At 71.8% G+C, this 25,725-nt stretch carries 24 protein-coding genes and 1 tRNA gene; 20 read left to right on the top strand and 5 right to left on the bottom strand.

Annotated features, from left to right (window positions below):
• Positions 1-10: 10 nt before the first annotated feature.
• A complete protein-coding gene (locus tag ACYVD5_RS19615; RefSeq protein WP_461002541.1) occupies positions 11-196 on the bottom strand; it encodes a DUF6104 family protein in 186 nt (61 codons plus the stop codon).
• A gap of 12 nt (positions 197-208) precedes the next feature.
• Positions 209-3,907 (bottom strand): multifunctional oxoglutarate decarboxylase/oxoglutarate dehydrogenase thiamine pyrophosphate-binding subunit/dihydrolipoyllysine-residue succinyltransferase subunit, encoded by a 3,699-nt coding sequence (locus tag ACYVD5_RS19610; RefSeq protein WP_461002540.1) that lies wholly within the window; start codon positions 3,905-3,907, stop codon positions 209-211.
• A gap of 841 nt (positions 3,908-4,748) precedes the next feature.
• Here ACYVD5_RS19610 and ACYVD5_RS19605 point away from each other — a divergent pair.
• From ACYVD5_RS19605 to ACYVD5_RS19565, 9 genes are all read left to right on the top strand, one after another.
• The gene (locus tag ACYVD5_RS19605) at positions 4,749-5,669 is read left to right on the top strand and encodes an SDR family NAD(P)-dependent oxidoreductase (protein ID WP_461002539.1); all 921 of its coding nucleotides are present in this window, start codon (positions 4,749-4,751) and stop codon (positions 5,667-5,669) included.
• Between the two features lie 251 nt (positions 5,670-5,920).
• The gene (locus tag ACYVD5_RS19600; protein WP_461002538.1) at positions 5,921-6,295 is read left to right on the top strand and encodes a BlaI/MecI/CopY family transcriptional regulator; all 375 of its coding nucleotides are present in this window, start codon (positions 5,921-5,923) and stop codon (positions 6,293-6,295) included.
• A gap of 85 nt (positions 6,296-6,380) precedes the next feature.
• A complete protein-coding gene (locus ACYVD5_RS19595) occupies positions 6,381-7,559 on the top strand; it encodes a pyridoxal phosphate-dependent aminotransferase (protein ID WP_461002537.1) in 1,179 nt (392 codons plus the stop codon).
• A gap of 85 nt (positions 7,560-7,644) precedes the next feature.
• Entirely contained in the window at positions 7,645-8,265 is a 621-nt protein-coding gene (locus ACYVD5_RS19590) for a class I SAM-dependent methyltransferase (protein WP_461002572.1), read from the top strand.
• Between the two features lie 193 nt (positions 8,266-8,458).
• Entirely contained in the window at positions 8,459-9,388 is a 930-nt protein-coding gene (locus ACYVD5_RS19585) for a hypothetical protein (RefSeq protein ID WP_461002536.1), read from the top strand.
• Positions 9,389-9,496: 108 nt separating this feature from the next.
• On the top strand, positions 9,497-10,822 hold the full coding sequence (locus tag ACYVD5_RS19580) for a M16 family metallopeptidase (RefSeq protein WP_461002535.1): 1,326 nt from the start codon (positions 9,497-9,499) through the stop codon (positions 10,820-10,822).
• A 137-nt stretch (positions 10,823-10,959) separates the two neighbouring features.
• Positions 10,960-12,306, top strand: coding sequence for a M16 family metallopeptidase (locus ACYVD5_RS19575; protein ID WP_461002534.1), 1,347 nt, complete (start codon positions 10,960-10,962; stop codon positions 12,304-12,306).
• A 287-nt stretch (positions 12,307-12,593) separates the two neighbouring features.
• Entirely contained in the window at positions 12,594-14,165 is a 1,572-nt protein-coding gene (locus ACYVD5_RS19570; protein WP_461002533.1) for a serine/threonine-protein kinase, read from the top strand.
• Between the two features lie 410 nt (positions 14,166-14,575).
• Positions 14,576-16,015, top strand: a complete 1,440-nt coding sequence (locus ACYVD5_RS19565) for an MFS transporter (protein WP_461002532.1) — start codon at positions 14,576-14,578, stop codon at positions 16,013-16,015.
• A gap of 104 nt (positions 16,016-16,119) precedes the next feature.
• On the opposite strand, the gene ACYVD5_RS19560 is transcribed toward ACYVD5_RS19565, so the two are convergent.
• Entirely contained in the window at positions 16,120-16,959 is an 840-nt protein-coding gene (locus ACYVD5_RS19560; protein ID WP_461002531.1) for an SDR family oxidoreductase, read from the bottom strand.
• A 245-nt stretch (positions 16,960-17,204) separates the two neighbouring features.
• On the opposite strand from ACYVD5_RS19560, the gene ACYVD5_RS19555 reads away from it, so the two are divergent.
• On the top strand, positions 17,205-18,107 hold the full coding sequence (locus ACYVD5_RS19555) for a helix-turn-helix domain-containing protein (RefSeq protein WP_461002530.1): 903 nt from the start codon (positions 17,205-17,207) through the stop codon (positions 18,105-18,107).
• Between the two features lie 141 nt (positions 18,108-18,248).
• Here the strand turns inward: ACYVD5_RS19555 and ACYVD5_RS19550 are convergent.
• Together ACYVD5_RS19550 and bcp are read right to left on the bottom strand one after the other, a co-directional pair.
• Positions 18,249-18,322: transfer RNA gene (locus ACYVD5_RS19550), tRNA-Leu, on the bottom strand.
• A 128-nt stretch (positions 18,323-18,450) separates the two neighbouring features.
• Positions 18,451-18,948, bottom strand: coding sequence for a thioredoxin-dependent thiol peroxidase (gene bcp / locus ACYVD5_RS19545; RefSeq protein WP_461002529.1), 498 nt, complete (start codon positions 18,946-18,948; stop codon positions 18,451-18,453).
• Positions 18,949-19,269: 321 nt separating this feature from the next.
• Here bcp and ACYVD5_RS19540 point away from each other — a divergent pair, with 321 nt between their 5' ends.
• The 10 genes from ACYVD5_RS19540 (at position 19,270) to ACYVD5_RS19495 (ending at position 25,677) form a co-directional block, all read left to right on the top strand.
• Complete coding sequence (locus ACYVD5_RS19540) at positions 19,270-20,397, top strand: CDP-alcohol phosphatidyltransferase family protein (protein WP_461002528.1); 1,128 nt, start codon at positions 19,270-19,272, stop codon at positions 20,395-20,397.
• A gap of 16 nt (positions 20,398-20,413) precedes the next feature.
• Complete coding sequence (locus ACYVD5_RS19535; protein WP_461002527.1) at positions 20,414-20,815, top strand: DUF3618 domain-containing protein; 402 nt, start codon at positions 20,414-20,416, stop codon at positions 20,813-20,815.
• A gap of 226 nt (positions 20,816-21,041) precedes the next feature.
• Entirely contained in the window at positions 21,042-21,917 is an 876-nt protein-coding gene (gene purU / locus ACYVD5_RS19530) for a formyltetrahydrofolate deformylase (RefSeq protein ID WP_461002526.1), read from the top strand.
• A gap of 456 nt (positions 21,918-22,373) precedes the next feature.
• Positions 22,374-22,895, top strand: coding sequence for an Asp23/Gls24 family envelope stress response protein (locus ACYVD5_RS19525; protein ID WP_461002525.1), 522 nt, complete (start codon positions 22,374-22,376; stop codon positions 22,893-22,895).
• Between the two features lie 2 nt (positions 22,896-22,897).
• Positions 22,898-23,398 (top strand): hypothetical protein, encoded by a 501-nt coding sequence (locus ACYVD5_RS19520; protein ID WP_461002524.1) that lies wholly within the window; start codon positions 22,898-22,900, stop codon positions 23,396-23,398.
• A 24-nt stretch (positions 23,399-23,422) separates the two neighbouring features.
• On the top strand, positions 23,423-23,770 hold the full coding sequence (locus tag ACYVD5_RS19515) for a hypothetical protein (RefSeq protein ID WP_461002523.1): 348 nt from the start codon (positions 23,423-23,425) through the stop codon (positions 23,768-23,770).
• A 33-nt stretch (positions 23,771-23,803) separates the two neighbouring features.
• Positions 23,804-23,974, top strand: coding sequence for a hypothetical protein (locus ACYVD5_RS19510; RefSeq protein ID WP_461002522.1), 171 nt, complete (start codon positions 23,804-23,806; stop codon positions 23,972-23,974).
• Positions 23,975-24,012: 38 nt separating this feature from the next.
• Positions 24,013-24,411 (top strand): Asp23/Gls24 family envelope stress response protein, encoded by a 399-nt coding sequence (locus ACYVD5_RS19505; protein WP_461002521.1) that lies wholly within the window; start codon positions 24,013-24,015, stop codon positions 24,409-24,411.
• Positions 24,412-24,465: 54 nt separating this feature from the next.
• A complete protein-coding gene (locus ACYVD5_RS19500) occupies positions 24,466-25,071 on the top strand; it encodes a DUF6286 domain-containing protein (RefSeq protein ID WP_461002520.1) in 606 nt (201 codons plus the stop codon).
• 6 nt (positions 25,072-25,077) lie between these two features.
• Complete coding sequence (locus ACYVD5_RS19495; RefSeq protein ID WP_461002519.1) at positions 25,078-25,677, top strand: alkaline shock response membrane anchor protein AmaP; 600 nt, start codon at positions 25,078-25,080, stop codon at positions 25,675-25,677.
• Positions 25,678-25,725 lie beyond the last annotated feature (48 nt).

The following is a 25,725-nucleotide window of genomic DNA, read 5'->3' as shown; positions in this document are numbered from 1 at the left end:
TATGCGCCGCTCAGTCGTCGCCGTCGTCCTCGTCGTCGAGCCGCGCCAGCCAGGTGGCCAACCGCTCGACAGGGGTCTCGAACTCCGGATGGAGGTCGGTGAACGTGCGCAGCCGGTCGGCCACCCACGCCATGGAGACCTCCTCGTCGCCGCGGCGCTGTTCCAGCTCTTCGATACCCCGGTCGGTGTAGTACATCGCTGACCCGCGTTACTCGGCCGGCGGGAAAACGGTGTTGACGAGCGCCTGCTGCTCGACTTCGTGCCGCTTGCCCGAGCCCGCCGCCGGGGCGGAGCCCGCCGGACGCGAAACCCGGGTGAAGGGGCGGTCGAGCTGCTCGGAGAACACCAGCGCCACAAACGGCCACGGGCCCATGTTGGCCGGTTCCTCCTGCACCCACAGCACCTCGCCGGCGTTGGGGTAGCCCGACAGCAGCTGGCGGATCTCCTCGATCGGCAGCGGGTATAGCCGCTCGACCCGGACCAGCGCCGTGCTGGTGTCGCCGTTGCGCTGCCGCGCGGCGTCGAGCTCGTAGTAGATCTTGCCCGAGCACAGCACCACGCGCCGCACGTTCTTCGGGTCGACCCCCGAGGAGTCGGGGATGACCGGCTGGAACGCGCCCGAGGTGAAGTCGGCGACCGGCGAGGTCGCGGCCTTCATCCGCAGCATCACCTTGGTCGTGAACACCACCAGCGGACGGCGGTACTGCGACTTCACCTGCCAGCGCAGCAGGTGGAAGTAGTTCGCCGGGGTGGTGGGCAGCGCCACGGTCATGTTCTCCTGCGCGCACTGCTGCAGGAACCGCTCGATGCGCGCCGAGGAGTGGTCGGGGCCCTGCCCCTCGTAGCCGTGCGGCAGCAGCAGCACGACACTGGAGCGCTGGCCCCACTTCTGCTCGCTGGCGGTGATGTACTCGTCGATGATGGTCTGGGCGCCGTTGACGAAGTCGCCGAACTGGGCCTCCCAGGCCACCAGCGCCTCGGGGCGCACCACCGAGTAGCCGTACTCGAAGCCCAGCGCCGCGTACTCGCTCAGCAGCGAGTCGTGCACGTAGAACTTCGAGGTGCCCTTGTCGAACGCCTTCAGCGGCGTGTGGACCGCGCCGGTATCGCGGTCGACCAGCGCCGAGTGCCGCTGGCCGAACGTGCCGCGCCGGGTGTCCTGGCCCACCAGCCGGACCGGGTGCTCCTCGGTCAGCAGCGAGCCGAACGCCAGCATCTCGCCGGTGGCCCAGTCGAGAGCGTCGTCCTCGACCATCTGGGCGCGGCGCTGCAGCTGCGGCTTGAGCCGCGGGTGCGGAGTGAACCCCTCGGGCAGGGTGACCTGGGTGTCGACCACCCGCTTGAGGACCTCGTGGGAGATCGCGGTGCTGACCGAAGCGTGGTCGATGCGCCCCTCGTCGAAGACCTCGGGCTTGATCACCGCGCCAGGCTCGACCGGCTTGCGCCCGGCTTCGCGGGTCTCGGTGAAGGCGCGCTCAAGCTGCTGCTGGTAGTCGCGCAGCGCCTGCTCGGCCTCTTCGATGCTGATGTCGCCGCGCCCGATCAGCGCCTCGGTGTAGAGCTTGCGCGTGGAGCGCTTGGCGTCGATCACGTCGTACATCAGCGGCTGGGTGAAGGCCGGGTTGTCGGTCTCGTTGTGGCCGCGGCGCCGGTAGCACACCAGGTCGATGACGACGTCCTTGTTGAAGGACTGGCGGTAGTCGTAGGCAAGCTGGGCCACCCGCACGACCGCCTCGGGGTCGTCGCCGTTGACGTGGAAGATCGGCGCCTGCACCATGCGCGCCACATCGGTGGCGTAGACGCTGGAACGGCTGTCGGCCGGCGAGGTCGTAAACCCGACCTGGTTGTTGACGATGACGTGCACGGTGCCGCCGGTGCGGTAGCCGCGCAGCTGCGACAGGTTGAGGGTCTCGGCCACCACGCCCTGCCCGGCGAAGGCGGCGTCGCCGTGCACCAGCAGCGGCAGCACGGTGAACCCGTGCGGCCCCTTGTCCAGCACGTCCTGCTTGGCGCGGACGATGCCCTCGGCGACCGGGTCGACGGTCTCAAGGTGGCTCGGGTTGGCCGCCAGCGAGATCGCGATCTTGTCGCCGTCAGGGGTCTCGAAGGTGCCTTCGGTACCCAGGTGGTACTTGACGTCGCCGGAACCGTGCGCGCTGCGCGGGTCGAGATTGCCCTCGAACTCGCCGAAGATCTGCCCGTAGGACTTGCCGCAGATGTTGGCGAGCACGTTGAGCCGGCCGCGGTGGGCCATCCCGATGACGACCTCGTCCAGATCCGCCTTTGCGGCGCGGGTGATGACCCCGTCCAGCAGCGGAATCAGGGACTCGCCGCCCTCAAGGGAGAACCGCTTCTGGCCGACGTACTTGGTCTGCAGGAAGGTCTCGAACGCCTCGGCGTTGTTCAGCCGGCGCAGGATGTGCAACTGCTCGTCGCGGTTGACCTTCTCGTGCTCGCGCTCGACATGCGCCTGGATCCACTCGCGTTCCTCGGGATCCTGGATGTGCATGTACTCGATGCCCACCGTGCGGCAGTAGGTATCGCGCAGCACGCCCAGCACGTCGCGCAGCTTCATCATCTGCCGGCCGCCGAAACCGCCGGTGGGGAAGTCGCGCTCCAGGTCCCACAGGGTCAGGCCGTGCTGGAGGATGTCGAGGTCGGGGTGGCGGCGCTGGTGGTACTCCAGCGGGTCGGTGTCGGCCATCAGGTGGCCGCGGACCCGGTAGGCGTGGATCAGCTCCTGGACCCGGCTGGTCTTGTCGAGCTGGTGCTCGCCCGCCGAGATGTCCTGGGTCCAGCGCACGGGCTCATACGGCAGCCGCAGCGACCGGAAGATCTCGTCGTAGAAGCCGTCCTCGCCCAGCAGCAGCTGGTGGATGCGGCGCAGGAACTCGCCCGACTGGGCGCCCTGGATGATGCGGTGGTCATAGGTCGACGTGAGCGTCATGACCTTGCTCACCGCGAGGCGGTTCAGGGTCTCGGGTGCCGCGCCCTGGAACTCGGCGGGGTACTCCATGGCACCGACGCCCAGGATGGCGCCCTGCCCCGGCATCAGGCGCGGCACCGAGTGCACGGTGCCGATACCGCCGGGGTTGGTCAGGCTGATCGTGGTGCCCTGGAAGTCGGGCACGCCCAGCTTGTTATTGCGCGCCTTGCGGATCAGGTCCTCGTAGCCGGTCCAGAACTCCTTGAAGTCCATGGTGTCGGCGGACTTGATGCTCGGCACGACCAGTTGCCGGGTGCCATCGGACTTCTGCAGGTCGATGGCCAGACCGAAGTTGACGTGCTCGGGCTTTGCCACGCCCGGCTTGCCGTCGATCTCGGTGTAGGAGTGGTTCATCTCCGGCATGGACTCCAGCGCCTTCACCATGGCGTAGCCGATGATGTGGGTGAAGGACACCTTGCCGCCGCGTCCGCGCCGCAGGTGGTTGTTGATCACGATGCGGTTGTCGAACAGCAGCTTGACCGGCACCGCGCGCACGCTCGTGGCGGTGGGCAGCGCAAGGCTGGACTCCATGTTGGAGGCGGTGCGCGCGGGTGCGCCGCGCAGCCGCTCTTCGTTGACCTTGAGTGACTCGTCGGCGGGCTCCTCAGCCTTGGCGTCCGACGCGGTTTCGGCCTTTTTCCCATTGCCGGCGGCCGGGGCCGCGGGCTTGGACTCGGAGGTCTTGGCGGACTTGCCGCCCTTGGTGGTTCCCGTTGCACCAGGCGCTGCCTGGGTGCCCGTAGCGGATGCACCCTTGGCTGCACCGTTGGCCTGGGGAACGCCGGACTTGTAGTCGGCGAAGAAGTTCCACCATGCCTTGTCAACCGAGTTGGGGTCGTTGAGGTACTTCTGGTAGAGCTCCTCGACCAGCCACTCGTTCGGGCCGAAATCTGTCAGGGGTTGAGACGCCTCAGACGACACGGCGGAGATCGCCCTCTTCCGCAGCTCGCTTGTGAATGTGTGTATGGCGAGATGGCCGTTTCTCGGGGCGGGCTCGAAAATGCGGCGGCCCCGCAGGGTCGCCGGGACACACGCCCGGTCAGCAATCTCGGGTAACAGGCTACTTGTCCAGGCACGCCGATGGGGACCCGAGGCCGGTAACGGACTGGGAGATTGCTAACAATGATTCACAAACTGATGGGGTCTACATGACCTGACCTGCGGTTTCGTTTCCCGCGAGGTTGCCGGGGCGACGGCGTGGGCCTCGCCGAGAGTTTGCAAGCGGCGCAGGGAGTGGCGGGAGTTGCCGGTACAGGGGGTTCATCGAGGCTGCCGAAGACTGCCGGGTACGGCGCAGACCCGCTTACCGGGGCCGCGCGTGCCGCTCACCATGCCCGCCCGCCGGCGCGCTCAATCCCCATATGCACCTGAAATCGCCTGGAACCGGGTGCCCCGGGCCGGCGTCTCATCCGGTGTGTGCGGTCGGGACAGGACGGCTGCTCCGCAAGCCCGGCGAAACACGGGGGTTTCGCCGGGTTGGGGAGCAGGTCCGGACCGCACACGTTGCTGCTTCCCCGATTCCCTGCCTCCCCTCCGGGAGGCCTTTCGTCGCGCACCCGCAGGCACACCCGCGTGCGCACCCGCGCGTCTCCGCCCGCCCCGGCCGCGGCTGTGCCATCCTGCCCAGCGTTCCCGCACAGCCGCGACCGCGCACAGAGCGGCCCCTGTCCGCCGCAGCAGCCGCGCGGGAGCGGGTAGGAACCCCGTATGGTGCGGCCCGGTCCGGACGGCACGCCGCGGAGCGGATCAGCGTGGAGGAGAAATGACGGAGTTGCGGTTCGACGGGCGCGTCGCGATCGTCACCGGAGCAGGCCGCGGTCTGGGGCGTTCCCACGCCCTCGAACTCGCGGCGCGCGGTGCCAAGGTCGTCATCAGCGAGAACGCCGACGGCTTGGGTGCCCCTGACGGCGGCGCGGATACCGATCCGGCCGCTATCGCCGAAGAGACCGCCGAGCGCATCCGCGCAAAGGGCGGCTCCGCGGCGGTCAGCGTCGAGGACATCGCCACCGAGGAGGGCGCGGGCTCGATGGTCGAGTCCGCCGTCGACACCTATGGGCGCGTCGACATCGTCGTCAACAGCGCGGCCATCCTGCGCGACCGCGCCTTCCGCAACATCGGCACCGCCGAATGGGACGCCGTGGTCGGCGTGCACCTGCGCGGCGCCTTCCTGGTCACCCGGGCCGCCTTCGGCTACATGCGCGGCAACGGCTATGGGCGCATCATCAACACCACGTCGCCCTCCGGGCTCTTCGGCAACTTCGGGCAGAGCAACCTCGCCGCGGCCAAGATGGGGGTCATCGGCCTCACCAAGACCCTGGCCATCGAGGGCGCCAAATACGACATCACCGCCAACGCCATCTCCCCGCTGGCGCGGACCCAGCACACGGGCGAGGTGTTCCCCGCCGATTCCGGGGCGCTGCTGGCACCCGAGCGGGTCAGCCCGGCCGTGGTCTGGCTGGCTCACGAGGACTGCGAAACCACCGGCGAGGTCTACACCGTGGGCGGCGGGCGCGTGGCGCGGGTATTCGTCGCCGAGGGCCCCGGCGCCGAACTGGGCGAGGGCTCCGCCGAGGACCTGCGCGACCTCTGGCCCGACGCCAACGCCGAGCAGCCCTACGTCATCCCGCGCGACTTTGCCGAGCAGGCCCGCACGCACCTGCACCGCACCGCGCGCCGCCCCTGAAGCGGCCCCCGCCCGGCCGCCCCGGCCCGCCACCCCGCCCGGCTCGTACCCCTGCCCCTGCCCCCGGTTTGCGCGCACGGTCCGTCCAAGCGGCGCCCGCCCCGGCGAAATCGCGGCCTGCGGGCGGCTGCGGCAGCGGAACGCGTCGTCGGCGCCGTTGCCGGGACCGTATCGGTAGACAACCTCCCGTTTCGCCGCGGCGCCACCCTTGGCGCTTCTACGATGACGGAACGAAGCCGGGGAGGGTGACGATGAGGGAGTTCGGCGAACTGGAGGCCGCCATCATGGACGCGCTGTGGCGGTCGGACCGCCCACTGGCCGTCCGCGAGGTCCGCGAATCCATGGACTACGGCCGCGACGTTGCCTACACGACCGTCATGACCGTGACCAACATCCTGTACCACAAGGGGCTGCTGGACCGGGAGAAATCCGGGCGCGCGTGGCTGTACTGGCCGCGGGAGTCCCGCGAGGAGCACACCGCGCGGGTGATGAGCGAGGTTTTCAGCGGCTGCGGCGACCCGGGCACCACCATGCTGCGGTTCGTCGAAAGTTTCAGCGACGAGGACATGGCGCGGCTGTGCGACGTGGTCAGCGAGGTCCAGGCCCAGCGCACCCGGGCCTGGTGAGCCGCGCCCGGCGGTCCGGGCCCGCCCGCCGACCTGCCGGGCCCGCCCGCGGCCCTGCCGGCACCGGACGTCTATGCTGCCGGGTGTGGACGAACCCCTAGTCACGCGCATGCAACCGTTCGGCGAGACCATCTTCGCCGAGATGAGCCGCTTGGCCACCGAGACCGGGGCCGTCAACCTCGGGCAGGGCTTCCCCGATACCGACGGCCCCCCGGCGCTGCTGGAGGCCGCCGCCCGGCACATCCGCGGCGGCGTCAACCAGTACCCGCCCGGCCCCGGCCGGCCCGAGCTGCGCGCGGCCGTGGCGGCCGACCGCAGCCGGCGCTACGGCATCGAGCTCGACCCCGACACCGATGTCCACATCACCGTCGGTGCCACGGCCGGGATCGCCTCGGGCGTACTCGGCCTGGTCGAACCCGGCGACGAGGTCGTGGTGTTCGAGCCGATGTACGACTCCTACGCCGCCGTGATCGCGCTGGCCGGCGGCGTGCGCCGCCCGGTCACCCTGCGCCCCGACCCCGCCGACGGCGGCCGCTTCACCTTCGACCCCGCCGAACTGCGCGCAGCCGTGGGCCCGCGCACGCGGGTGGTCATCGTCAACAGCCCGCACAACCCCACCGGCACCGTGTTCACCCGCGACGAGCTCGCCGCCATCGCAGCGGTGTGCCGCGACAACGACCTCATCGCGCTCACCGACGAGGTCTACGAGCACCTGGTCTTCGACGGCGCCGAGCACCACCCGCTGTCGACCTTGCCCGGTATGGCCGAACGCACCCTGGCGGTCTCCTCGGCCGGAAAGACGTTCTCGGTCACCGCGTGGAAGACCGGCTGGGTGATGGGCCCCGAACCCCTGGTACGCGCCGCCCGCACCGTCAACCAGTTCCTCACCTTCACCGCAAACGGCGCCCTCCAGCTGGCCGTCGCCGAAGCCCTGCGCGACGAGGGCCCTTGGATACTGCGCCAGCGCGACGCGCTGCAGAGCAAACGCGACCGGCTCTGCGCAGGCCTGCGCGCCGCCGGGCTGGAGGTGCTGCGCCCGCAGGGCACCTACTTCGTCATCACCGACATCCGGCCCTTGGGCTACACCGACGGCGTCGAACTGGCGCGGGCGCTGCCCCGCACGGCCGGGGTCGCCGCGGTACCCGCCCAGGTGCTCTACGACAACGTCGACGAAGGCCGCCACCTGGTCCGGTTCGCCTTCTGCAAACGCGACGAGGTGCTCGACACCGCGGTGGACCGGCTGGTCGGCGCACTGAACGGCTGACACGCCCGCCGCCCCCCGCTGCACCGCCGCACCGGCAGCCGCCGGGCGGCGGCGACGACAGATAGGACCGCGCTTGACCACGACCATGCCCGCCGACCTGCTCAGCGCGGCCGAGGCCGCGAAGGGCTTCATGCCCACCGGCGAGGGCCTGGCACTGCACGCCGCCGCGCTGGCCCACGCCCGCCTCGGCCCCCTCCTGGAGATCGGCACCTACTGCGGCAAGTCGGCGGTCTTCCTCGGTGCGGCGGCACGGCAGGCCGGCGGTACCGCGGTGACCGTCGACCACCACCACGGCTCCGAAGAGCACCAGCCCGGCTGGGAGTACCACGATCCCGGCATGGTCGACCCGGTCACCGGCAGGCTCGACACGCTCGGCGAATTCCGCCGCACCATGGCGGCCGCCGGGCTGGAGGACCACGTCGTCGCGATCGTCGGCCGCTCCGCCGACGTCGCCCGGCTGTGGGCGGTGCCGCTGGGGATGCTGTTCATCGACGGCGGCCACACCGAAGAGGCGGCCCAGACCGACTACGAGTCCTGGACCCCGCACCTGGCGCCCGGCGCGGTCCTGGCCATCCACGACGTCTTCCCCGACCCCGCCGACGGCGGCCGCCCGCCCTACAACGTCTACCGCCGGGCGCTCGACAGCGGCGCGTTCACCGAAACCGGCGCCCACGGCTCGCTGCGGCTGCTGCGGCACACCCGCTGAGGGCCGGCGGCCAAGCTCCGGGCGCCGGCGCAGCACCGCCCGCAAGCGCTCACAAGCGCTCACAAGACCTCCGGATGCGAATGGTGCCGGGACGCGTGCGCCTACCGGGACGCCCGGTCCCGCAGGGCCCCGCGGGATCCGCAAAGTCCGCCGAAACCGTAATTCCCGCGGGCGGTTCGGGAACAATGGATCCATGGGCCGACGCTCCCTCCCGAAGGCGCTGGCCGCCGGCGCGCTCGCCTGCGCGGTGAGCGGTTGTGTCACCGCGCCCGATGGCGGCGGTGCCCCAGCGGCGGAGTCCTCGGCGGCCGGCACCCCCACCGGCACCGCCCGCCCCTCCGAATCGCCGCAACCGCCCGCCGCCCAACCCACCGGCGGCCGCCCCGATACCCCCATCCCCACCCCCGAGTCCGTCCCCGAGGACCCCGCCGACCTGGTTGCGGCCATCGAGGAGGCCGTGCTCACCCGCGGCACCGCCCACTACTCCGCCACCGCCTCGCTCAACGGGCTGCGCCGCGCCCGCGCCGAGGGCGGCTACGCCTTCCACGGGCCCGACGACATCGACTTCACCGCCCGCCTCGACATGACCAGCCGCGAAGGCGACGACTACGGTGCCCGCGCCGTGGCCGCCGGCGGTTCGGTCTACCTGAAACCGCCCACCACCGAGGGCATGCCCGCGGGCACCACCTGGGTCCGGCGCTCCCGCGCCGACTTCGAGGACCCGCCGCGCCCGCGGGCCCTGTACAGCGAGGCCATCCGCTCCATCGCCGGGATCCGCGACTGGAGCATGATCGCCGGCGCCGCCGACCTCGTCCCGGCCGGCGGCCGCACCGTCGGCGGGGTGCGCACCACCGGCTACCGCGCCACCTTCGCCGTGCCCGAAGGCATGCGCCATGTCGGCGGTACCGGCGGGGCCTGGCGCGTCCTGCAGGACCTCTATGCCCAGGGCGTCGCGGAGATCTCCTTCACCGTGTGGGTCGACGACCACTACCTGCCCCGGGTGATCCTGGCCGACATGGACTCCGCCGAAGGCCCCGCCCACGTCGAGATGGAGTTCGACGACTGGGGCTCGCGGGTCGACCTGTCGGCGCCGCCCGGCGACACAGTGTGGCGGCGCTCATGACCGGGTTTCCCTACGGAATCGGTGTATCGGCACACGCGCTGAGGACATAGGCTCTGGCACAGACGCGACAACAGCTCAACGACGTGCGGACAAGGGGTGCAGGAACAGGTGACCACCAACGGCGCGGCGCAACGGGTCGACCAATTCACACTGGACAACGGACTACGCCTGGTGACCGCGCCGGCGGCGACCCCGCAGGTTGCCGCTGTCAACCTGTGGTACGGGGTCGGCTCCCGCTTCGAGTCCCCGGGGCGCACCGGATTCGCCCACCTCTTCGAGCACCTGATGTTCCAGGGCAGCGGCAACGTGGCCAAGGGCGAGCACTTCGACGCCGTTGAACGGCTCGGCGGCGACATCAACGCCTCCACCTCCACCGACCGCACGAACTACTACGAGACCGTGCCCGAGCACGCGCTCGACCTCGTGCTGTGGCTGGAGGCCGACCGGCTGGCCACCCTGCGCGAGGGCATGTCCCAGGAGGTCCTCGACAACCAGCGCGACGTGGTGAAGAACGAGCGGCGCCAGCGCTACGACAACCAGCCCTACGGCACCGCGCTGGAGCGCATCCTGCGGTTGGGCTACCCCGAGGGCCACCCTTACCACCACGCCACGATCGGCTCCATGGCCGACCTGGACGATGCCGACCTCGACTACGTGCTCGACTTCCACCAGCGCCACTACGGCCCCGACAACGCCGTGCTGACCGTGGTGAGCAACCTCGACCCCCACGACGTGCGCGACCGCGTCGAGCGCCACTTCGGCGCCATCCCCGCCCGCACCGCTGCGGCCGAGGCGCCCGACGCCTCCCTCACGGGCCTGCTCGGCGGTCCGGTCTCCGACCGCGTGAGCGAGAGCGTGCCGGCGCCGGGCGTCTTCCTGGGCTACCGGGCCGCCCCCTACGGCGAACGCGACTTCGACGTCCTGCACTTGGCCTCGGCCGTCCTCGGGCAGGGCCAGGGCAGCCGGCTCTACCGGCGCTTGGTGCTGGAGCGCGGCCTGGCCGCCGACGACGGCGGCTCCTCGGCCGACCTGCTCCCGTTCCGCTACACGCCCAGCCTGATGCTGGTCAACATGATCGCCCGCGAAGGCGTGAGCGGCGACGAGCTTGAGGCCGCGATGATCGAGGAGATCGCCACGCTGGCCGACGGTGTCACCGACGAGGAGCTGGAGCGGGCCCGCGCCGTCCTCGAACGCGACCACCTGCAGGCGCTGTCCCACCCCAGCGGGTTGGCCGACAGCATCGGTGCCAACACCCAGCTCTTCGACGATCCCGAACTCGCGTTCACCTGGCCGCAGCGCTGGAGCACCATCACCACCGACGACGTCGTGGCCTTGGCCAAGCGGCTGCTGGTGCCCGAGAACCGGCTGTCGGTGCGGTTCGACCCCGAGACCCGCGAGTCCGCCACTCCGCCCGCGGACGAATCCGCGGCCTGACCCGCCGCGGGCGGGCGCCGCGGCCGGTGCGGCCGTCGTGCGCGCCCGCCCGGCCGTTCGCCCCGCTCCTCGCCCGGACCGCGGTCAGGGCGCTATGCCAGGTCCTTCACATCCGCAGAGAGAGAGTCGTTACCCGCATGCTGCAGACCCGACCCGTACTCGGTGCCCCGAAGTCCTACGCCTTCCCCAAGCCGCGGCGGCTGTCCGTGGGCGGCGGCACGGTCGTCGCCATCGACGTCCCCGGCCAGACATTCGCCTCGGTGCGCCTTGTCCACCTGGCGGGGGGCGCCGCCGAGCCGGCGGACCGCATGGGGGTCGCCGCGCTCACGAACGAGGCGCTGGAGGACGGCGTACACGGCAACAGCTCGCTGGCCCCGGCGCTGGAACGGCACGGCGCGGAATGGGTCTCGCGGGTCACCTGGGACAGCTTCGTCACCGGGGTCGACGCTCCCGCCGGCCGGCTGGAGGACGCCACCGCGCTGCTGGCCGAGGCCGTCCGCGCCCCGGCGCTGCGCGACGAAGACGTGCTGCGCCGCCGCGACCAGATCCTGGAGCGCTTCTGGCTGGACGCCTCGGTGCCCGCCACCCTGGCCACCCGCGCCATCGGCGGGCAGCTGTTCTCCGGGCGCTACGCGACCCCGCTCAGCGGCGCGCCCGAGCGGCTCAAGCACATCAGCCCCGAAACCGTGCGGGAGTTCCACGCCGCCTCGGTGGCGGGTGTCGCCGGCACCCTGGTGGTGGTCGGCGACCTGTCCGGGGTGGACCTTGAGGCGCTCGGCAGGACCGTGTTCGGCTCGGCCGAGCCGGCACCGCGGCCGCAGCTCACCGTTCCCGAGCCGGCCGCTGAGGGCCTCCCGCGGGTGCTCATCCTCGACCGCCCCGACTCGGTGCAGTCGGCGCTGCTGATGGCCCACCGCGCGCCCGCACGCTCGCAGATCGACCTGCCGCGGGCCGACGGGGTCAGCGACGTGCTGGGCGGCATGTTCACCTCGCGGCTGAACATGGAGCTGCGCGAGCGCCTGGGCTACACTTACGGGGTGGGCTGCCGGTTCGACCTGCGGCGCGACAGCGGGGTTTTCCTGATCAGCACCCAGGTCGACACCGAGACCACGGCGCACTCGCTGACCGCCTCACTGGCCGAGGTCGCCCGGCTGCAGCGCGAGGGTGTCACCGAGGGTGAGCTGTCCGCGGTGCGCGAGTCCAACACGGTGGGGCTGCCGGTGGCCTACTCCACGGCGCGCAGCCTGGCCGGGGCCCTGGTCGAGATGGTCGTGCACGACCTGCCCGAGGACCACATCGACCGGCTGCGGGCGGGCTTCGAGGGCCTCACGGCCGACGACCTGGTCGCCGCTGCCGGCGAGTACCTGAAGCCGCGCGAGATGGTCACGGTCATCGCGGGCGACGCCAAGCGGCTCGAAGGGCCGCTGAGCGAAGCGGGCGCGGGACCGGTCACCGTGCGCGACCCCGAGACACTGTGGAGCTGACAACCGCGGGGAGCCTGATCCGCGGTATGCCGCCCGGTTGACGGCGGCGAGTGACGAATTGGCAAAAATCGGTCGAAACTCAGCATGGGTCCACTTGGGGAGGACATAACAAAACCGAACCTAAAAGACGGTGATCAGGCAACCACCTGCTTGGATGCGGGCAGTGCCTGGTATAAACGAGGATCTGTGCACGTGCGGCACGGAGCTCGCTCACCGTTGCCGACCGATGCGACTGATATGAGCCCGCAGGAGGCCACTGTGGCCGTGATGAGACTCGATGACTGACCGTGTCCTCCATTGAGAACCCCGAAGCGGAGCGGCCCGGGGCCGACGGACCCGACCACGGGTCCGAACACGCCCACGAGCCCGCAGCCGCCGCGGCAGTCGACACCGCGAGCCCCAAGCGTGTACTCAAGGGGCGCTACGAACTCTCCGACGAGATCGCCCGCGGCGGTGTAGGCACCGTCTGGCTGGCCACCGACCTCGTGCTGGACCGGCAGGTCGCGGTCAAAGAGCTGCGGCTGCCCAGCGACCTCAGCGCCGCCGAGCGCGAGAGCCTGCTGCAGCGCACCACCCGCGAGGCGCGGGTGGCGGCCCGGCTGGCCCACCCCGGTGTGGTCACCGTGCTCGATGTCGTCGACGAGGACGACCGCCCGTGGATCGTCATGGAGTACATCGAGGCGCGCACCCTCGCCGACATCATCGACGTGGCCGGGCCGCTGCCCTACCAGCGCGTCGCCGAGATCGGCCTGCAGCTGATCGATGCGCTCAAGGCCGCCCACGACGAAGGCATCGTGCACCGCGACGTCAAGCCCGAGAACGTGATGATCAGCGAAGGCGGCCGGGTGGTGCTGACCGACTTCGGCCTGGCCGCCTGGACCGGCGAGTCCGCGCTGACCAGTTCGGGGCGGATCATCGGCTCGCCCTCCTACATCCCGCCCGAGCGCGCCAAGGCCGGACCGGTGGGCTCCGAGTCCGACCTGTGGTCGCTGGGCGCCACGCTCCACGCCGCGGTCGAAGGCCGACCGCCCTACGACCGCAAGGGCTACATCCGCATCCTCAAGGGCGCTGAGCTGGAGGAACCCGCGGCCGCCGAGAACGCGGGGCCGCTCGCCCCGGTGCTGGCGGGGCTGCTGCACGTGCAGCCGGGCGACCGCCTCACCGCCGACAACGCCACCAAGATGCTGCGCATCGCCGCGCTGGCGCCCTGGGCGCCCGAGACCAGTCCCGAGACCGCGGCCAAGACCGCGGCGACCGGATCGCACCCGATCGTGCCGCGCCCGGCCCGCGAGGGCGGCCGCGGCGGCGCAGCCGATGACGGCGGGAGCGCAGCCGGCGGCGGGGGCGCGCAGACCGCCGACGAGGAGGGCGACCAAGGCGGCCAGGAGCCCGGCGAGGACCGCGGCGGCGAGTCCACTGGGGAATCCGGCGAGGACACCGGTGAAACCGGCGAGGACGGCGGCGGGGACTCCGCGGCGGAACCCGCCGGCGGCTCCGCGGCCGAACCCGCCGGCGGCTCCGCGGAACCCGCCGCCGAGGACGGCGGCGATTCCGAGTCCGCCCGCGAGCACTTCCGCCAAGGCGCGCAGGTGCTGCGCGAGTCCTTCCACGACTCGGTGTCCGACCTGCACGGGCAGGTCTCCGACTCGGTCTCCCACCTGCACGACCGGCTCCAGCGCCACCGCCCCGAATCGGTCGGCGACCTGCTGACCTCGATCCGCGACTCCACCGACACCCTCGGCCTGACCAGTTCGGGCAAGCACCGCGGCGCCAGCTCGGTCCCGGTGATCATCGCCGTGGCCGCCGGTGTGCTGCTGCTCCTCGGCGTCGTGCTGTGGGCCCTGCTGTTCCGCACCTAGTGCCCTGATTGATCAGTTGGGTGATCCCGGTGAGCATGCGGTTATGCCGTGATACCGGCCCGGATCACGGCATTTCCGCATGATCGTTTCCGCGCACCGCCCCGGAACCGGGCATAAGGGATTACGCGGGCACCCGCCCGGGTTCCGCGGCCGTTGGTGCCGCTTTCCTGCGCAGGCCACCCGCCGCCCGGCCGCGGACAAGGCCGCACAGTGGATCCGAGCCGCCGGCCGGCCACCCGGTGCGGGCGCCCGACCTGCCACCGCCGACCCCGCCGCCGTCCCCGCGGCACAGCTGGATGGGCATAGCTGCACCAGACCGGATATCCGGTGGGCGGCGCGCCGCGGCCGTGCGCCCCTCCGCGCACCGAAACCGCGGGTTACAGCTTGCCGGGCGCGGTCAGCGGTCGGGGATGAGCGTGACCACCGACATCCCCGCCCGGCTCGACCGGTTGCCGTGGCAGCGCTGGCACTGGCTGGTCCTTGCGGGCCTCGGCAGCGTCTGGATCCTCGACGGCCTCGAAGTGACCATCGTCGGCTCGATCGGTTCGCGTATCACCGAGCCCGGCAGCGGGCTGAATATCACCGAGGGACAGGTGGGCCTGGCCGCCTCGGTCTATGTGGTCGGTGCCTGCCTCGGCGCCCTCTACTTCGGCCACCTCACCGAGAAGTACGGCCGCCGTACGATCTTCCTGGCGACACTCGGGGTCTACCTGGCGGCGACCGTGCTGACCGCGTTCTCCGGCAATGCGCTGTGGTTCTACGCCTGCCGGTTCTTCACCGGGTTCGGCATCGGCGGCGAGTACGCGGCCATCAACTCCGCGATCGACGAAATGGTGCCATCGCGGGTGCGCGGCCGGATCGCGCTCATGGTCAACGGCTCCTACTGGCTGGGCGCCGCACTGGGCGCGGCGATGGCCTACCCGCTGCTCAAGCCCGACATACTGCCGGAGTTCCTGGGCTGGCGGCTGCTGTTCGCCGTCGGCGGCGTCCTGGGGCTGATCATCCTCGTGGTGCGGCGCATCGTGCCGGAGAGCCCGCGCTGGCTGATCATCCACGGCCGCGGAGGGGAAGCCGAGCGGGTGGTGCGCGGCATCGAGGACGAGGTGGCGCGCGAAGCCGGCCGCAAGAAACTGGCGGAACCCCAGGGCACGCTCACGCTGGAGCAGCGCAGCAGCACCACCTTCCGCGAACTCGCCCGCACCATCGTCTCGACCTATCCGCGGCGCACCGCGGTCGGCTTGGCGCTGTTCGCGGGGCAGGCGTTCCTGTACAACGCGGTCTTCTTCACACAGGCCCTGGTGCTGGCGACGTTCTTCGGCGTGACCTCGGGTACGGCACCGCTCTTCCTGATCCCGATGGCGCTGGGCAACTTCCTGGGCCCGGTGCTGCTGGGCCCGCTGTTCGACACGCTCGGCCGCAAACCGATGATCGCCGGGACCTACATCGGCTCCGGCCTGCTGCTGGTCGGCACCGGGATGCTGTTCCAGGCCGGCGTGCTCACCGCGGTGACGGTGACCATGTGCTGGAGCGTGGTGTTCTTCTTCGCCTCCGCCGGCGCCAGTTCGGCCTACCTGACCGTCAGCGAGATCTTCCCGATGGAGACCCGTCCCCAGGCAATCGCGCTGTTCTACTCGGTCGGCACCGCCCTGGGCGGCATCCTGGGCCCCGGCCTGTTCGGCCGGCTGGTGGAAAGCGGCGAGGTCTCCCAGGTGGCGTTCGGCTACTTCCTCGGCGCCGGCCTGATGATCGCCGCCGGCGCCGTCCACTGGATCATCGGCCTGGAGGTGGCCCGCCGCTCACTGGAGGACATCGCCGACCCGCTGAGCAAGAAGCCCATCACCTCGACCTGAGAACCACCGGTCGCGGCGTCGGCCGTCTCCGATGGGACCGCACCCCGGAACCGCGAAGGCACGGGTGCGGGCACGCCGGCCCGCGCCCGTGCCGCCGCCGCGGATCACGCCGCGTCGTCGCAAGCCGTTGCGGTGGATTCGGCCTCCCACGCGGCGGTCTCCGCCTCGATTTCCCGGGCCCGCATCCGCCGGCGCTCGATCGCGTCCCGGCCGAGGGTCAGGCGGGTGGGCAGCTTCTCGCCGCGCGCCACCTCCCAGATCAGCGCGGCACCCTTCACCGGGTCGCCCAGCTGGGTGTGGTTGGCCGCGCCGGCCCAGTCCAAGGTGTCGTGGGCGGGCGTGCCGTCGTAGGCCGCGATGCGGTGGGCCGGAGTCGACAGCGAGCTGCCGTCGAGGAAGTCGGTGCGGAACACGCCCGGCTCCACGACCATGCTCTGAATGCCGAACGGCCCCAGCTCAGCGGAGAGCGCCTCGCTGATCCCCGCGACGGCGAACTTGGAGGCGCTGTACATGCTCACCCCGGGTTCGCCTTCGAAACCCGCCCGCGACCCGATGTGGACGATCTTGCCGCTGCCGGCGGCGCGCATGGCCGGCAGCACCGCGCGGGTCACCGAGACCAACCCGAACACGTTGAGGTCGAACAGCGAACGCGCCTCCTCGTCGGTGACCTCCTCCAAGGCGCCGAGGAGCCCCCGGCCCGCATTGTTCACCAGCACGTCGATGCCGCCGAAGCGTTCGATGGCCGCGCCGACTGCGCGCTCGGCGTCCCCGGCGCGGGTGACGTCGAGTTCAGCGGTGAGGACCCGTTCGGACCGGGTGAGGTCCTCCGGCAGGTCGGCGGGCCGCCGGGCCGTGGCCACGACCGCGTCACCGCCTGCCACGGCCCTGCGCGCGATCTGCAGCCCCAGGCCGCGGGATGCTCCGGTGATGAACCAGGTCGGCATTTGGTCGCCCTTTCGTGTCTCGGCAAGTTGCGGAAACGGAAGTGGAAGCAGTGGCGGAGCCGGCTGGAACCGGCGCCGCCCCGCGGTGGGCGCGGTCGGAACCCCGCCCAATGGCCACTGAACCAGCGCAACCTGCGCCGCAGGCGGCTGAGCAGGGCCCTCTCGGTCGGGGGACAACCGTGCGGGGGACGGACAGGGCCACCTTTGCCCGCGGACGCGAACCGGCCGGCAGGCACACTGGAAGGATGAGCCGCAACGACATCAGCTCGGGACTCGCGGACTTCCTGCGCTCAGCCCGTGCCCGGCTTCGCCCCGACCAGGCCGGACTCGGCTTGGACGACACCGCGCGCCGCCGGGTACCCGGCTTGCGGCGCGAGGAACTGGCCCGGCTCGCCGGTGTGAGCGTGGATTACTACACGCGCTTGGAGCAGGGCCGCAGCCGCAGCGCCTCACCGGAGGTCCTCGACGCCCTCGCCGACGCGCTGGAGCTTGACGCCGCCGAGCGCGCCCACCTGCACACGCTCGCCACCCGGCCCCGCACGCGGCCCCGGAAACCGGCAAAGCCGCAGCGGGTCCACCGCGCCACACTGGACCTGCTGGAGGTCCTCGACCGCGGCTGCCGGCCGGCTTTCGTGCTGGGCCGCCGCCTCGACGTCCTCGCTCACAACCGGCTCGCCGCGCGGCTGATCACGGATTTCCGCGCCATGCCCGCCGCGGAGCGCAACCAGGCGCGGTTCGTCTTCCTCGATCCCCATGCGCGCGAGCTCTACCGCGACTGGCCGGCGGTCGCCGCGGACACCGCCGCCATGCTGCGTCTCGACGCCGGCCGGTACCCTGCCGACCCGGCCCTGAGCACGCTGGTCGGCGACCTCTCCATCCGCAGCGAGGAGTTCCGCCGCCACTGGTCACAGCACCGGGTCCACCGGCGCACGACCGGATCCAAGGGCTACCATCACCCGCTCGTCGGCGACCTGACCGTCACCTACCAGGCTTTCACACCCGGCGACGACGCCGACCAGACCCTGTTCGTGTACAGCACGCCGCCGGCGAGCCCGTCCGAGGCGGCCCTGCAGATCTTGGCGGCCTGGGAACGGCCGGGCGCAGACCCGGCCGAAACCGCCGGCCAGGGCCGGGCCGAGGCACGGTGACCTCGCAAAGTGCGGTCCCGATTGGGTGGTCCGGAGGCGGGTTCCCGGGGCGGGGGGTTCGGGGGGTCGTCCCCCCGGATGGAATGACGAGGCGACCCGGCGAGCAAGCACAGCTTGCGAGCAGGGCCGCCCAGAGACGAGTGGGGCCGGCGGGATTCGAACCCGCACTGTACAGGTCCTAAACCTGGCGCCTCCTGCCGTTGGGCTACGGCCCCCTCGGCGACCTCGCGCACGCAGGCCCCCGATGGGGCAGCGGCCGGGTCGTCCGTCTGAGGGTGGCACCGGCCGGGCGCAAGCGCAAGTGCGAAATCCGGCCGGTGCGTGTCCGTTCGGACCCGGACGGTCAGCCGAGCTGCAGTTCCCGCTTGACGCGGTCGACGTGGCCGGTGGCCTTCACGTTGTAGAAAGCCTTGGCCACGGTGCCGTCGGGGTCGATGACGAACGTCGAACGGATGACGCCCTGCACCACCCGGCCGTAGTTCTTCTTCTCGCCGAACGCGCCGTAGGCCCGCAGTACTTCCTTGCCCGGATCGCTCAGCAGCGGGAAGGTCAACTGCTCCTGCGTGCTGAACTCGGCCAGCCGCTCGGGGGAGTCGGGCGATACGCCGAGGACGGTGATGCCGGCGCTCTCGAATTCGCGCAGGTTGTCGCGGAAGTCGCAGGCCTCGGTGGTGCAGCCGGGAGTCATCGCGGCCGGGTAGAAGTACAGCACCACGCGTTTGCCGCCTGCGGCGAGCACCTCGCCGAGGCTGACGTCGGTGCCGTCGGCCGCGGTGAGGCTGAACTCGGGCGCGGGATCGCCGGCGCGCAGCCGGACACTCGACTCGCTGGACTCGCTCACTGGTCTCCTCGCCTGGTCGTGCTCTGTCGTGCCCTGCGGGTTCGAACGGGCACTCGCCGCGCGGCTCCGGCGGAGCCGCCGCGTGCGTGGCCCACCCTATGCGCTCGCGGTTTGCGGCTCCTGCGCGCCGCAGGCGGCAGCGGGGGTGCGCCGGGGCCGACCGGACATCGCCTATGGTGGTCGGCACCTGCGCAATCGGTGAGCTCCCCAGGGGCGGGCTGGCTTGCGTAGACTCGTGCGGCACACGCCGGGCCCCGCGCCCGGCAGGCGTCCGCAGGGCTAGGAGCACATCCGCTTCGCGTGTGGGAGTTCGAACCGACAATGACTGGTTTCACACTGGACGAGGTCAGGGAGCGCACGCTGCGGCCGCGCGACTCCTGGTGGACGGTATGGCTGGTCGACCCCATCGCGGTCCGGGCGGTGCGCGCCATCGCCGCACGCACCTCCATCACGCCCAACCAGCTCACCGTCACCGCGCTGTTCCTCGGCCTGGGCGCGGCGGCGGCGTTCTCCGTCGGGCAATGGCAGTTCCTGCTGCTCGGCGCGGTGCTGTACTACCTGGGTTTCGTGGTCGACTGCATGGACGGCAAGCTGGCGCGCCTCGCCGACCGCGAGAGCCTCTTGGGTTCGTGGATGGACTACGTCTTCGACCGCTTCCGAGTGCTGGTGTGCGCCATCGCGCTGATGGGCGGCCAGTACGTGATGACCGGCTGGGTGGGCTTCGTCTGGCTGGCGCTGGCCGTGGTCTTCGTCGACATGCTGCGCTACCTCAATGCGCTGCAGGTCTACAAGGTGCGCCGCGAAATGCGCTCGCACCTGGCCGCGGCACTGGAGCGCGCCCGGGCGACCCTGTCGATGCTTGAACCCGACCCTGCCGATCCCGGCACCGCAGAGCACGGCGCGGAGGCAGGCGGCATCGACGGACCGCGGAACACCCGGGCAATGAGCGACCAGGGCGAACAGGCGGTGCTGCGGCACGGCATTTCCGTGCTGGAACACATCCTGCACACCCAGACCGAGAAAGAGAGCCGCTACGACCGCGAGGCGGGCAAACACCCCGACGTGCGGCTGCCGCGGATCGACCTGCACCAGGAGTTCCACACCCGTTTCCCCTGGTACGAGCGGTTCTGGGGGTTCCTGCGCGAACGGCGCATCCGCACCCACCTGATGAGCGGCATCGAATTCCAGATAGCCGTGTTCGTCGCGGCGCCGCTCATCGCGATGTTCTCCTACCCCGCAATGGCCGGTTTCGTCGTCGCCGCCGGTGTTTTGCTGCTCGCCTTCGAGGCCGCCCTCGTCTATAAACTGTGGTTGTCCACGCGGGACTTCTTCCGCGTAGTGGACGGCATCGAAGGCGCCTTGGGCTTCCCGCCCACCAACGACGACACGGTCGGCGCGCAGCAGGAGCCGGATGCCGACCCAGGCCCCTCTCAGGCGACGCTGCGATAGCGGAAGGAAGCGCTTTATGGAGGAACGCGACCCCGCGGCGCGACCGCGGGATTTCGCGGTTGTGCAGGCGGAGATCGAGCGGACGCAGCGGCGGCTGACCGCCGCCGTCGACGGCATCGCCGACCGCACCAAACCGGCCAACATGGCTCGGCGCAGTTGGGAACGTGTCCGCGGCACCGGCTCCCACCTGGCCGAAGAGGCTCGGGCACTGGTGGTCGGCGGCAAGGCCGTGCGGCTGGACAGCCAGGTGGTAGATCCACCTGAGGGCAGTGTCCGGCTGCAGGGCGACGAAGAGGTGGTCTCCACCTACACGTCGCGCAGCCGCATCGCCCCGGAGGTGCTGATCCTCGGTGCCGGAGTAGGGCTGGCCGTCACGGTCGGCGTGGTCGCGATGGTGCGCCGGCGCCGCCGCGGGTGATCTGCAAGGCACCTGCCCGCGCGCTGCGCGCCGCATGCGCACCGCACTGGAGCCCGGGACCGGCCGCGGTCCCGGGCTCCAGCGTGTCCGGTGTTGCGTCCGGTGGCGACCGCCGCTCAGCGGCATATGCGCTGCGCACCCGGTTGCCGTTCCGCCCCCGCCTCCCGCGCGGCTAATCTGGAAACCCGGCTCCACCAGCCGCCGCGAACATCCGGGAGACCGTCCCATGAGCGCCCCTTCGAGCGACCGCGAATACGTCCTGACCCTGTCCTGCCGCGACGCCCCCGGCATCGTGGCGGGCGTGGCCGACCTGCTGGCCCGCAGCGGGTGCAACATCACCGAGAGCCAGCAGTACGGCGACCCCTACGCCCAGCGGTTCTTCCTGCGGATGGAGTTCACCGCGCCCGGCCCGGGTCTGGACGGCGGCGAGGACACCCTGCGCGGCTCGTTCGCCGCGCTGGCCGCCGGCTTCGGCATGGAATGGGACCTGCGTCCCCGCGACGTGCGGCCGCGGGTGCTGGTGCTGGTGTCCAAGTTCGGGCACTGCCTCAACGACCTGCTCTACCGGCAACGCAGCGGCCTGCTTGAGGCCGACATCGCCGCAGTCGTCTCCAACCACCCCGATCTGGAGTTCCTGGCCCGCTCCTACGGCCTGGACTTCCACCATCTGCCGGTCAGCTCCGGCAACAAGGCCGCGCAAGAGGCCGAACTGCTGCGGCTCGCCGACGCCTACGACGTCGACCTGGTCGTGCTCGCCCGATACATGCAGGTGCTCTCCGCAGAGCTGTGCGCGAAGATGTCCGGGCGGATCATCAACATCCACCACTCGTTCCTGCCCAGCTTCAAAGGCGCGCGCCCCTATCACCAGGCGCACGCGCGGGGGGTCAAGCTGATCGGCGCGACGGCCCACTACGTGACCGCCGACCTCGACGAGGGGCCGATCATCGAGCAGGAGGTCTCGCGGGTCGACCACACCCACAGCCCTGAGCGGCTCACCGCGATCGGCCGCGACCTGGAGTCGCTGGCGCTGGCGCGCGCGGTCAACTGGCACGCGCAGCGCCGGGTGCTGCTCAACGGCGAACGGACCGTGGTCTTCCGCTGACCGGCCGGACACCGCTGCGGGGTGCCGCTGGGGCCGGTTCGGCAATGCTTTGGAAAATATCCGGCGATCGGCCGCATGGTCACGCTTCGGCCGTTGTTGATCACCCTGTGTAGCGGTAGAGTGTCAAGCGTTCAGTCGTCGAGCCGGTGCGGCCCGCAGCTCGGGCGAATCGGCGTGCCAACCGCGCCTTTCGCCGGTATCCGGCCTGCTCCGGCCACCACCGGCGCGCAACGGCCCACCGGCCGCGGCGCAGGCGGAAAATCCGGGGTGCGGTCCGAGCGCACGCACTCGGTGCCCACCGCACCGGGCGGTGGCCAATGCGCCCGCAGACCGCGACCCGCACCGGGCGCGGTCCGCGCACCGCCGGCGCCATCCGCCGCGCCGCGCCCGCCGCATCGGGCGGTCGGCGATGCGCACCCACCACGACTGGTCAATCCGCTCAGGGGGGAATCGACAGTGACAGACACCAGCGCCGAACCCAAGGTCCCGGGCGCCCGCGAGAGCGCCCAGACCAGCGCCACCCGCAACGGCGGCCGCGAGCTGGTCACCGCCAACGGCCGCACCTCCATCGCCGATCACGTCGTCGCCAAGATCGTGGGCATGGCCGCACGCGAAGTCGGCGGCGTCTACCGCATGGGCGGCGGCGCCGCCCGGGCCTTCGGCGCGGTCCGCGACCGGGTTGCCGGAGCCGCCGGCGGCTCCGGTTCCGGCTCCGGCGGTGCGGCGCGCGGCGTGACCGTCGAGGTCGGCGAACGCCAGGCCGCCGTCGACATCGACCTCGTCGTGGAGTACGGGGTGGCCATCCCCGACCTCGCCGGGGCAGTGCGGCGCAACGTGATCACCGGTGTCGAACGTATGACCGGGCTGGAGGTCACCGAAGTCAACATCACCGTCGACGACATCCACCTGCCCGACGACGACACCGGCGAGTCCGGCGGAACCGAAAACTCCGCCGACACCGAGCCGCGGGTGCGCTAGGCGTGCCCACCGACCAGCCCACCGACCAGTCCGGCGGCCGGTCCGGCGCACAGCAGCCCGGTTCCGGCGGAACCGACAGCTCTGCCGACACCGCCGCCGACACCGCCGACCCCGGCGCCGCCGAGGCCCGCGCGATCGCCGCGCGGGTGCGGGCGGTGCCCGGAGTCGCCGAGCTGTCGGCGGGCCCGTTCGCCACCGCGGCCACACCCGAACCCGGCGGCCGGGTCGTGGGGGTCGCGGTCCGCGAGACCGATGTCGAGGTCGGTGTGGTCGTGCTGCCGGACCGGCCGATCCCCGATATCGCCGCCGACATCCGCGCGGCCGTAGGCGCGGCCGCCCGCGGGGGCGGCGGCCGCGCCGTACATGTCACGGTCGCCGACCTGGCCGAAACACCTGGCGCCGGATCCGGCAACGACCGCCCACTGGGCGGCGCTGACCCCGGCGGGGCGGGCACTGCAGGTACGGCGGCCGGCGGCGCGGACCCCGGCGGCGCAGCGCACTAGCCGGCAGTGGAGCAAAGGAGCAATGTGACCGAAGATCCGCGTGCATTCCGGGCCTGGGTCCGCGCGAACCACCCGGACCGCGGCGGCGACCCCGAGGCCTTCGCCGAAGGGCTCCGGCGCAGGCGCGGCGGCACGGGCGGCGGTACCGGCGGTACCGGCGGTACCGACAGTAACGGAAGTACGGGCGGTACGGGCGAAACCGGGGGAGCCCCCGGTGCCGGGGATGCCGGCGGCACCGGCCATACCGCCCCTGCCGCCGACCGCCCCGCCGCAACCGCGGTCCACCGCTCGGCGCGGGGGCCGGTGGGTTGGATCGTCGACCGCATCCGCCGCAGCAGGCGCGGGCGCGCACTGCGGCGCCGCCTGCGGTGAAAGCCTGGCAGGCCTGACAGGAGGGAGACACCCATGTGGCCCGTCGTCGGACTGGCCTTCGGGGCCGTATTGGGACTCGCCGGCGCATTCGGCGGATTCCTGGCGTTCGCCCTGGTGCTCGTGCTCGGCGTGGCCGGGTTCCTCGCCGGGCGGGCGTTCGAAGGGGAGATCGACATCTCCGAGCTGTTCACGCGCCGCGGGTGAGGGGCGCCGGTGTTCAGGAGCGAATCGAGGTTCCGGCAATGACCGCAGCGGCTTCGGCGATCGCCGAGACCCGTCCGCAGTCGGCGGTGGCCACACCGGCCGACGAGCGGGGCGAGACCGTCATCGGCGCCGACATCGTCGCCAAGATAGCGGCCCGGGCGGCCACCGAGGTCGCCGGCGTCGTCGGCGCCGACCGTGCCGGCCGGCGGGCCGGCAGCGGGTCCGGGCGGCCCCGGGCGCGCGCCCGGCTCACCGGCAACGGCAGCAGCGCCACTCTGCGGCTGCGCATCGCGGTCGGCTATCCGCGGCCCGCGCGCGACATGGCACGGCGGGTACGGGCGCACACCGCCCACAGGGTGCAGTACATGACAGGAATGTCGGTGCGCCGCATCGACATCGAGATCGCAGAGTTGGTGCGTGGTAGCCGCGCGGAATGACACCGGCCGCCCGGGCGGGCCCGGCGCCGATGCGAAGGGGGAGGACGATCGCCTATGACAACCGTCGAGGACGCGCTGGGCCGGCCGGACCCGGCAGCCGCCCGGCGTGCGCGCCGCGTGGCCGTGCACACCTTCCGGCCGCGGCGCTCGTGGCCCGCGCTGATCGTGGGCGCACTGGTCCTGGGCATCGCCGCTCTGGCCGCCGCCGAGGTCGCCTCGGCGCTGGCGGGCGCACCCATGCGCACCGCGGTCACCTCAACCGCAGGCGAGTACGCCGCGGGGGCGCGCTGGAGCGACCCGGTCGTGCAGATCGCCTCGGCCGTTGCCGCCCTGATCGGGCTGGTGCTGATCGCGGTGGCGGTGGTTCCGGGCCGCGGCCGGTTCACGGCGCTGCGCACCGACGACCCCGCCCTGGTCGTAGGGCTGTCGCGGTCGGCACTGCGGCGTACGCTCGCCGCGGCCGCCCGCAACGTCGGCGGCGTGCGCAAGGCCCACGTGTCGGTGGGGCGCCACCGGGTCCGGGTGCGTGTGCACACCGACCTGCGCGAGGCCCCCGAACTGCGCGGCGAGGTCGCGGCCGCGGTGCAGTCGCGGCTGTCGCGGCTTGCGCCGATCTACGGGTTCAAGGTGACGGCTCACGTACGGTATGCGAAAGCGTGAGGGTTGATGAGGTCGGATACCAAAGCGGTGCGCAGACCGGCGCGCGGCAACAGGTGGGGACTCGCCCTGGTCGGGGTGCTGCTGGTCGCGGTAGGCGCGCTCGCCTTGGCCGCGGGCCGGGGACTGCTCGGGGCGCGGCCCGCGTCGATGGCGCCGGCCGAGGCCGCGGCGGCGGCCGGTCTCAGCGGGGCCTGGCTGCCCTACGCCGTCGCCGCGGCCGCGGTGCTGGCGGGGCTGCTCGCCCTGCGCTGGATGTATGTGCAGGGGCGCAGTGCGGCGGTGGGCCGGCTGGTCGTCGAGCCCGACTGCCGCGAAGGCACCACCGAGATCCCCTCGGGGGCGGCACGCGGCGCGTTCGAGGACCAGGTGGGCGAGTACACGGGTGTGCGCCGGGCGCGGGCGCAGATGACCGCGTCGCAGCACGCGCCGCGCATCCGGCTCGACCTCACCGTCGACGACGACGCCGACGTCGGTGCGCTGTGGCAGCGGGTACGCTCCGAGGCGCTGGCGGACCTGCGCGAGGCACTGGAGCTGGAACGCCTGCCGGCGGTGATCCGCCTATCGATGGCGGCGCCGCCGAAAAATCCGCGGCGCCGGGCGGTGTGAGGCGGCCGCGGTGTTTGAGGGGTGGTCCGTTCGGTTACCTGGCACGGC

It is taken from the genome of Streptomonospora sediminis (genome assembly GCF_054778995.1).
Note: the sequence above shows the minus strand (reverse complement) of the source record. Positions and strands in the feature narration are given on the sequence as shown.

What these genes read in the sequence shown, in the direction of transcription:
- ACYVD5_RS19615 (WP_461002541.1), bottom strand. Translation starts at nt 196, where the DNA reads ATGTACTACACCGACCGGGGTATCGAAGAGCTGGAACAGCGCCGCGGC.
- ACYVD5_RS19605 (WP_461002539.1), top strand. Translation starts at nt 4,749, where the DNA reads ATGACGGAGTTGCGGTTCGACGGGCGCGTCGCGATCGTCACCGGAGCA.
- ACYVD5_RS19600 (WP_461002538.1), top strand. Translation starts at nt 5,921, where the DNA reads ATGAGGGAGTTCGGCGAACTGGAGGCCGCCATCATGGACGCGCTGTGG.
- ACYVD5_RS19590 (WP_461002572.1), top strand. Translation starts at nt 7,645, where the DNA reads ATGCCCGCCGACCTGCTCAGCGCGGCCGAGGCCGCGAAGGGCTTCATG.
- ACYVD5_RS19585 (WP_461002536.1), top strand. Translation starts at nt 8,459, where the DNA reads ATGGGCCGACGCTCCCTCCCGAAGGCGCTGGCCGCCGGCGCGCTCGCC.
- ACYVD5_RS19575 (WP_461002534.1), top strand. Translation starts at nt 10,960, where the DNA reads ATGCTGCAGACCCGACCCGTACTCGGTGCCCCGAAGTCCTACGCCTTC.
- ACYVD5_RS19565 (WP_461002532.1), top strand. Translation starts at nt 14,576, where the DNA reads ATGAGCGTGACCACCGACATCCCCGCCCGGCTCGACCGGTTGCCGTGG.
- ACYVD5_RS19560 (WP_461002531.1), bottom strand. Translation starts at nt 16,959, where the DNA reads ATGCCGACCTGGTTCATCACCGGAGCATCCCGCGGCCTGGGGCTGCAG.
- ACYVD5_RS19555 (WP_461002530.1), top strand. Translation starts at nt 17,205, where the DNA reads ATGAGCCGCAACGACATCAGCTCGGGACTCGCGGACTTCCTGCGCTCA.
- ACYVD5_RS19540 (WP_461002528.1), top strand. Translation starts at nt 19,270, where the DNA reads ATGACTGGTTTCACACTGGACGAGGTCAGGGAGCGCACGCTGCGGCCG.
- ACYVD5_RS19535 (WP_461002527.1), top strand. Translation starts at nt 20,414, where the DNA reads ATGGAGGAACGCGACCCCGCGGCGCGACCGCGGGATTTCGCGGTTGTG.
- purU (WP_461002526.1), top strand. Translation starts at nt 21,042, where the DNA reads ATGAGCGCCCCTTCGAGCGACCGCGAATACGTCCTGACCCTGTCCTGC.
- ACYVD5_RS19510 (WP_461002522.1), top strand. Translation starts at nt 23,804, where the DNA reads ATGTGGCCCGTCGTCGGACTGGCCTTCGGGGCCGTATTGGGACTCGCC.
- ACYVD5_RS19505 (WP_461002521.1), top strand. Translation starts at nt 24,013, where the DNA reads ATGACCGCAGCGGCTTCGGCGATCGCCGAGACCCGTCCGCAGTCGGCG.
- ACYVD5_RS19500 (WP_461002520.1), top strand. Translation starts at nt 24,466, where the DNA reads ATGACAACCGTCGAGGACGCGCTGGGCCGGCCGGACCCGGCAGCCGCC.
- ACYVD5_RS19495 (WP_461002519.1), top strand. Translation starts at nt 25,078, where the DNA reads ATGAGGTCGGATACCAAAGCGGTGCGCAGACCGGCGCGCGGCAACAGG.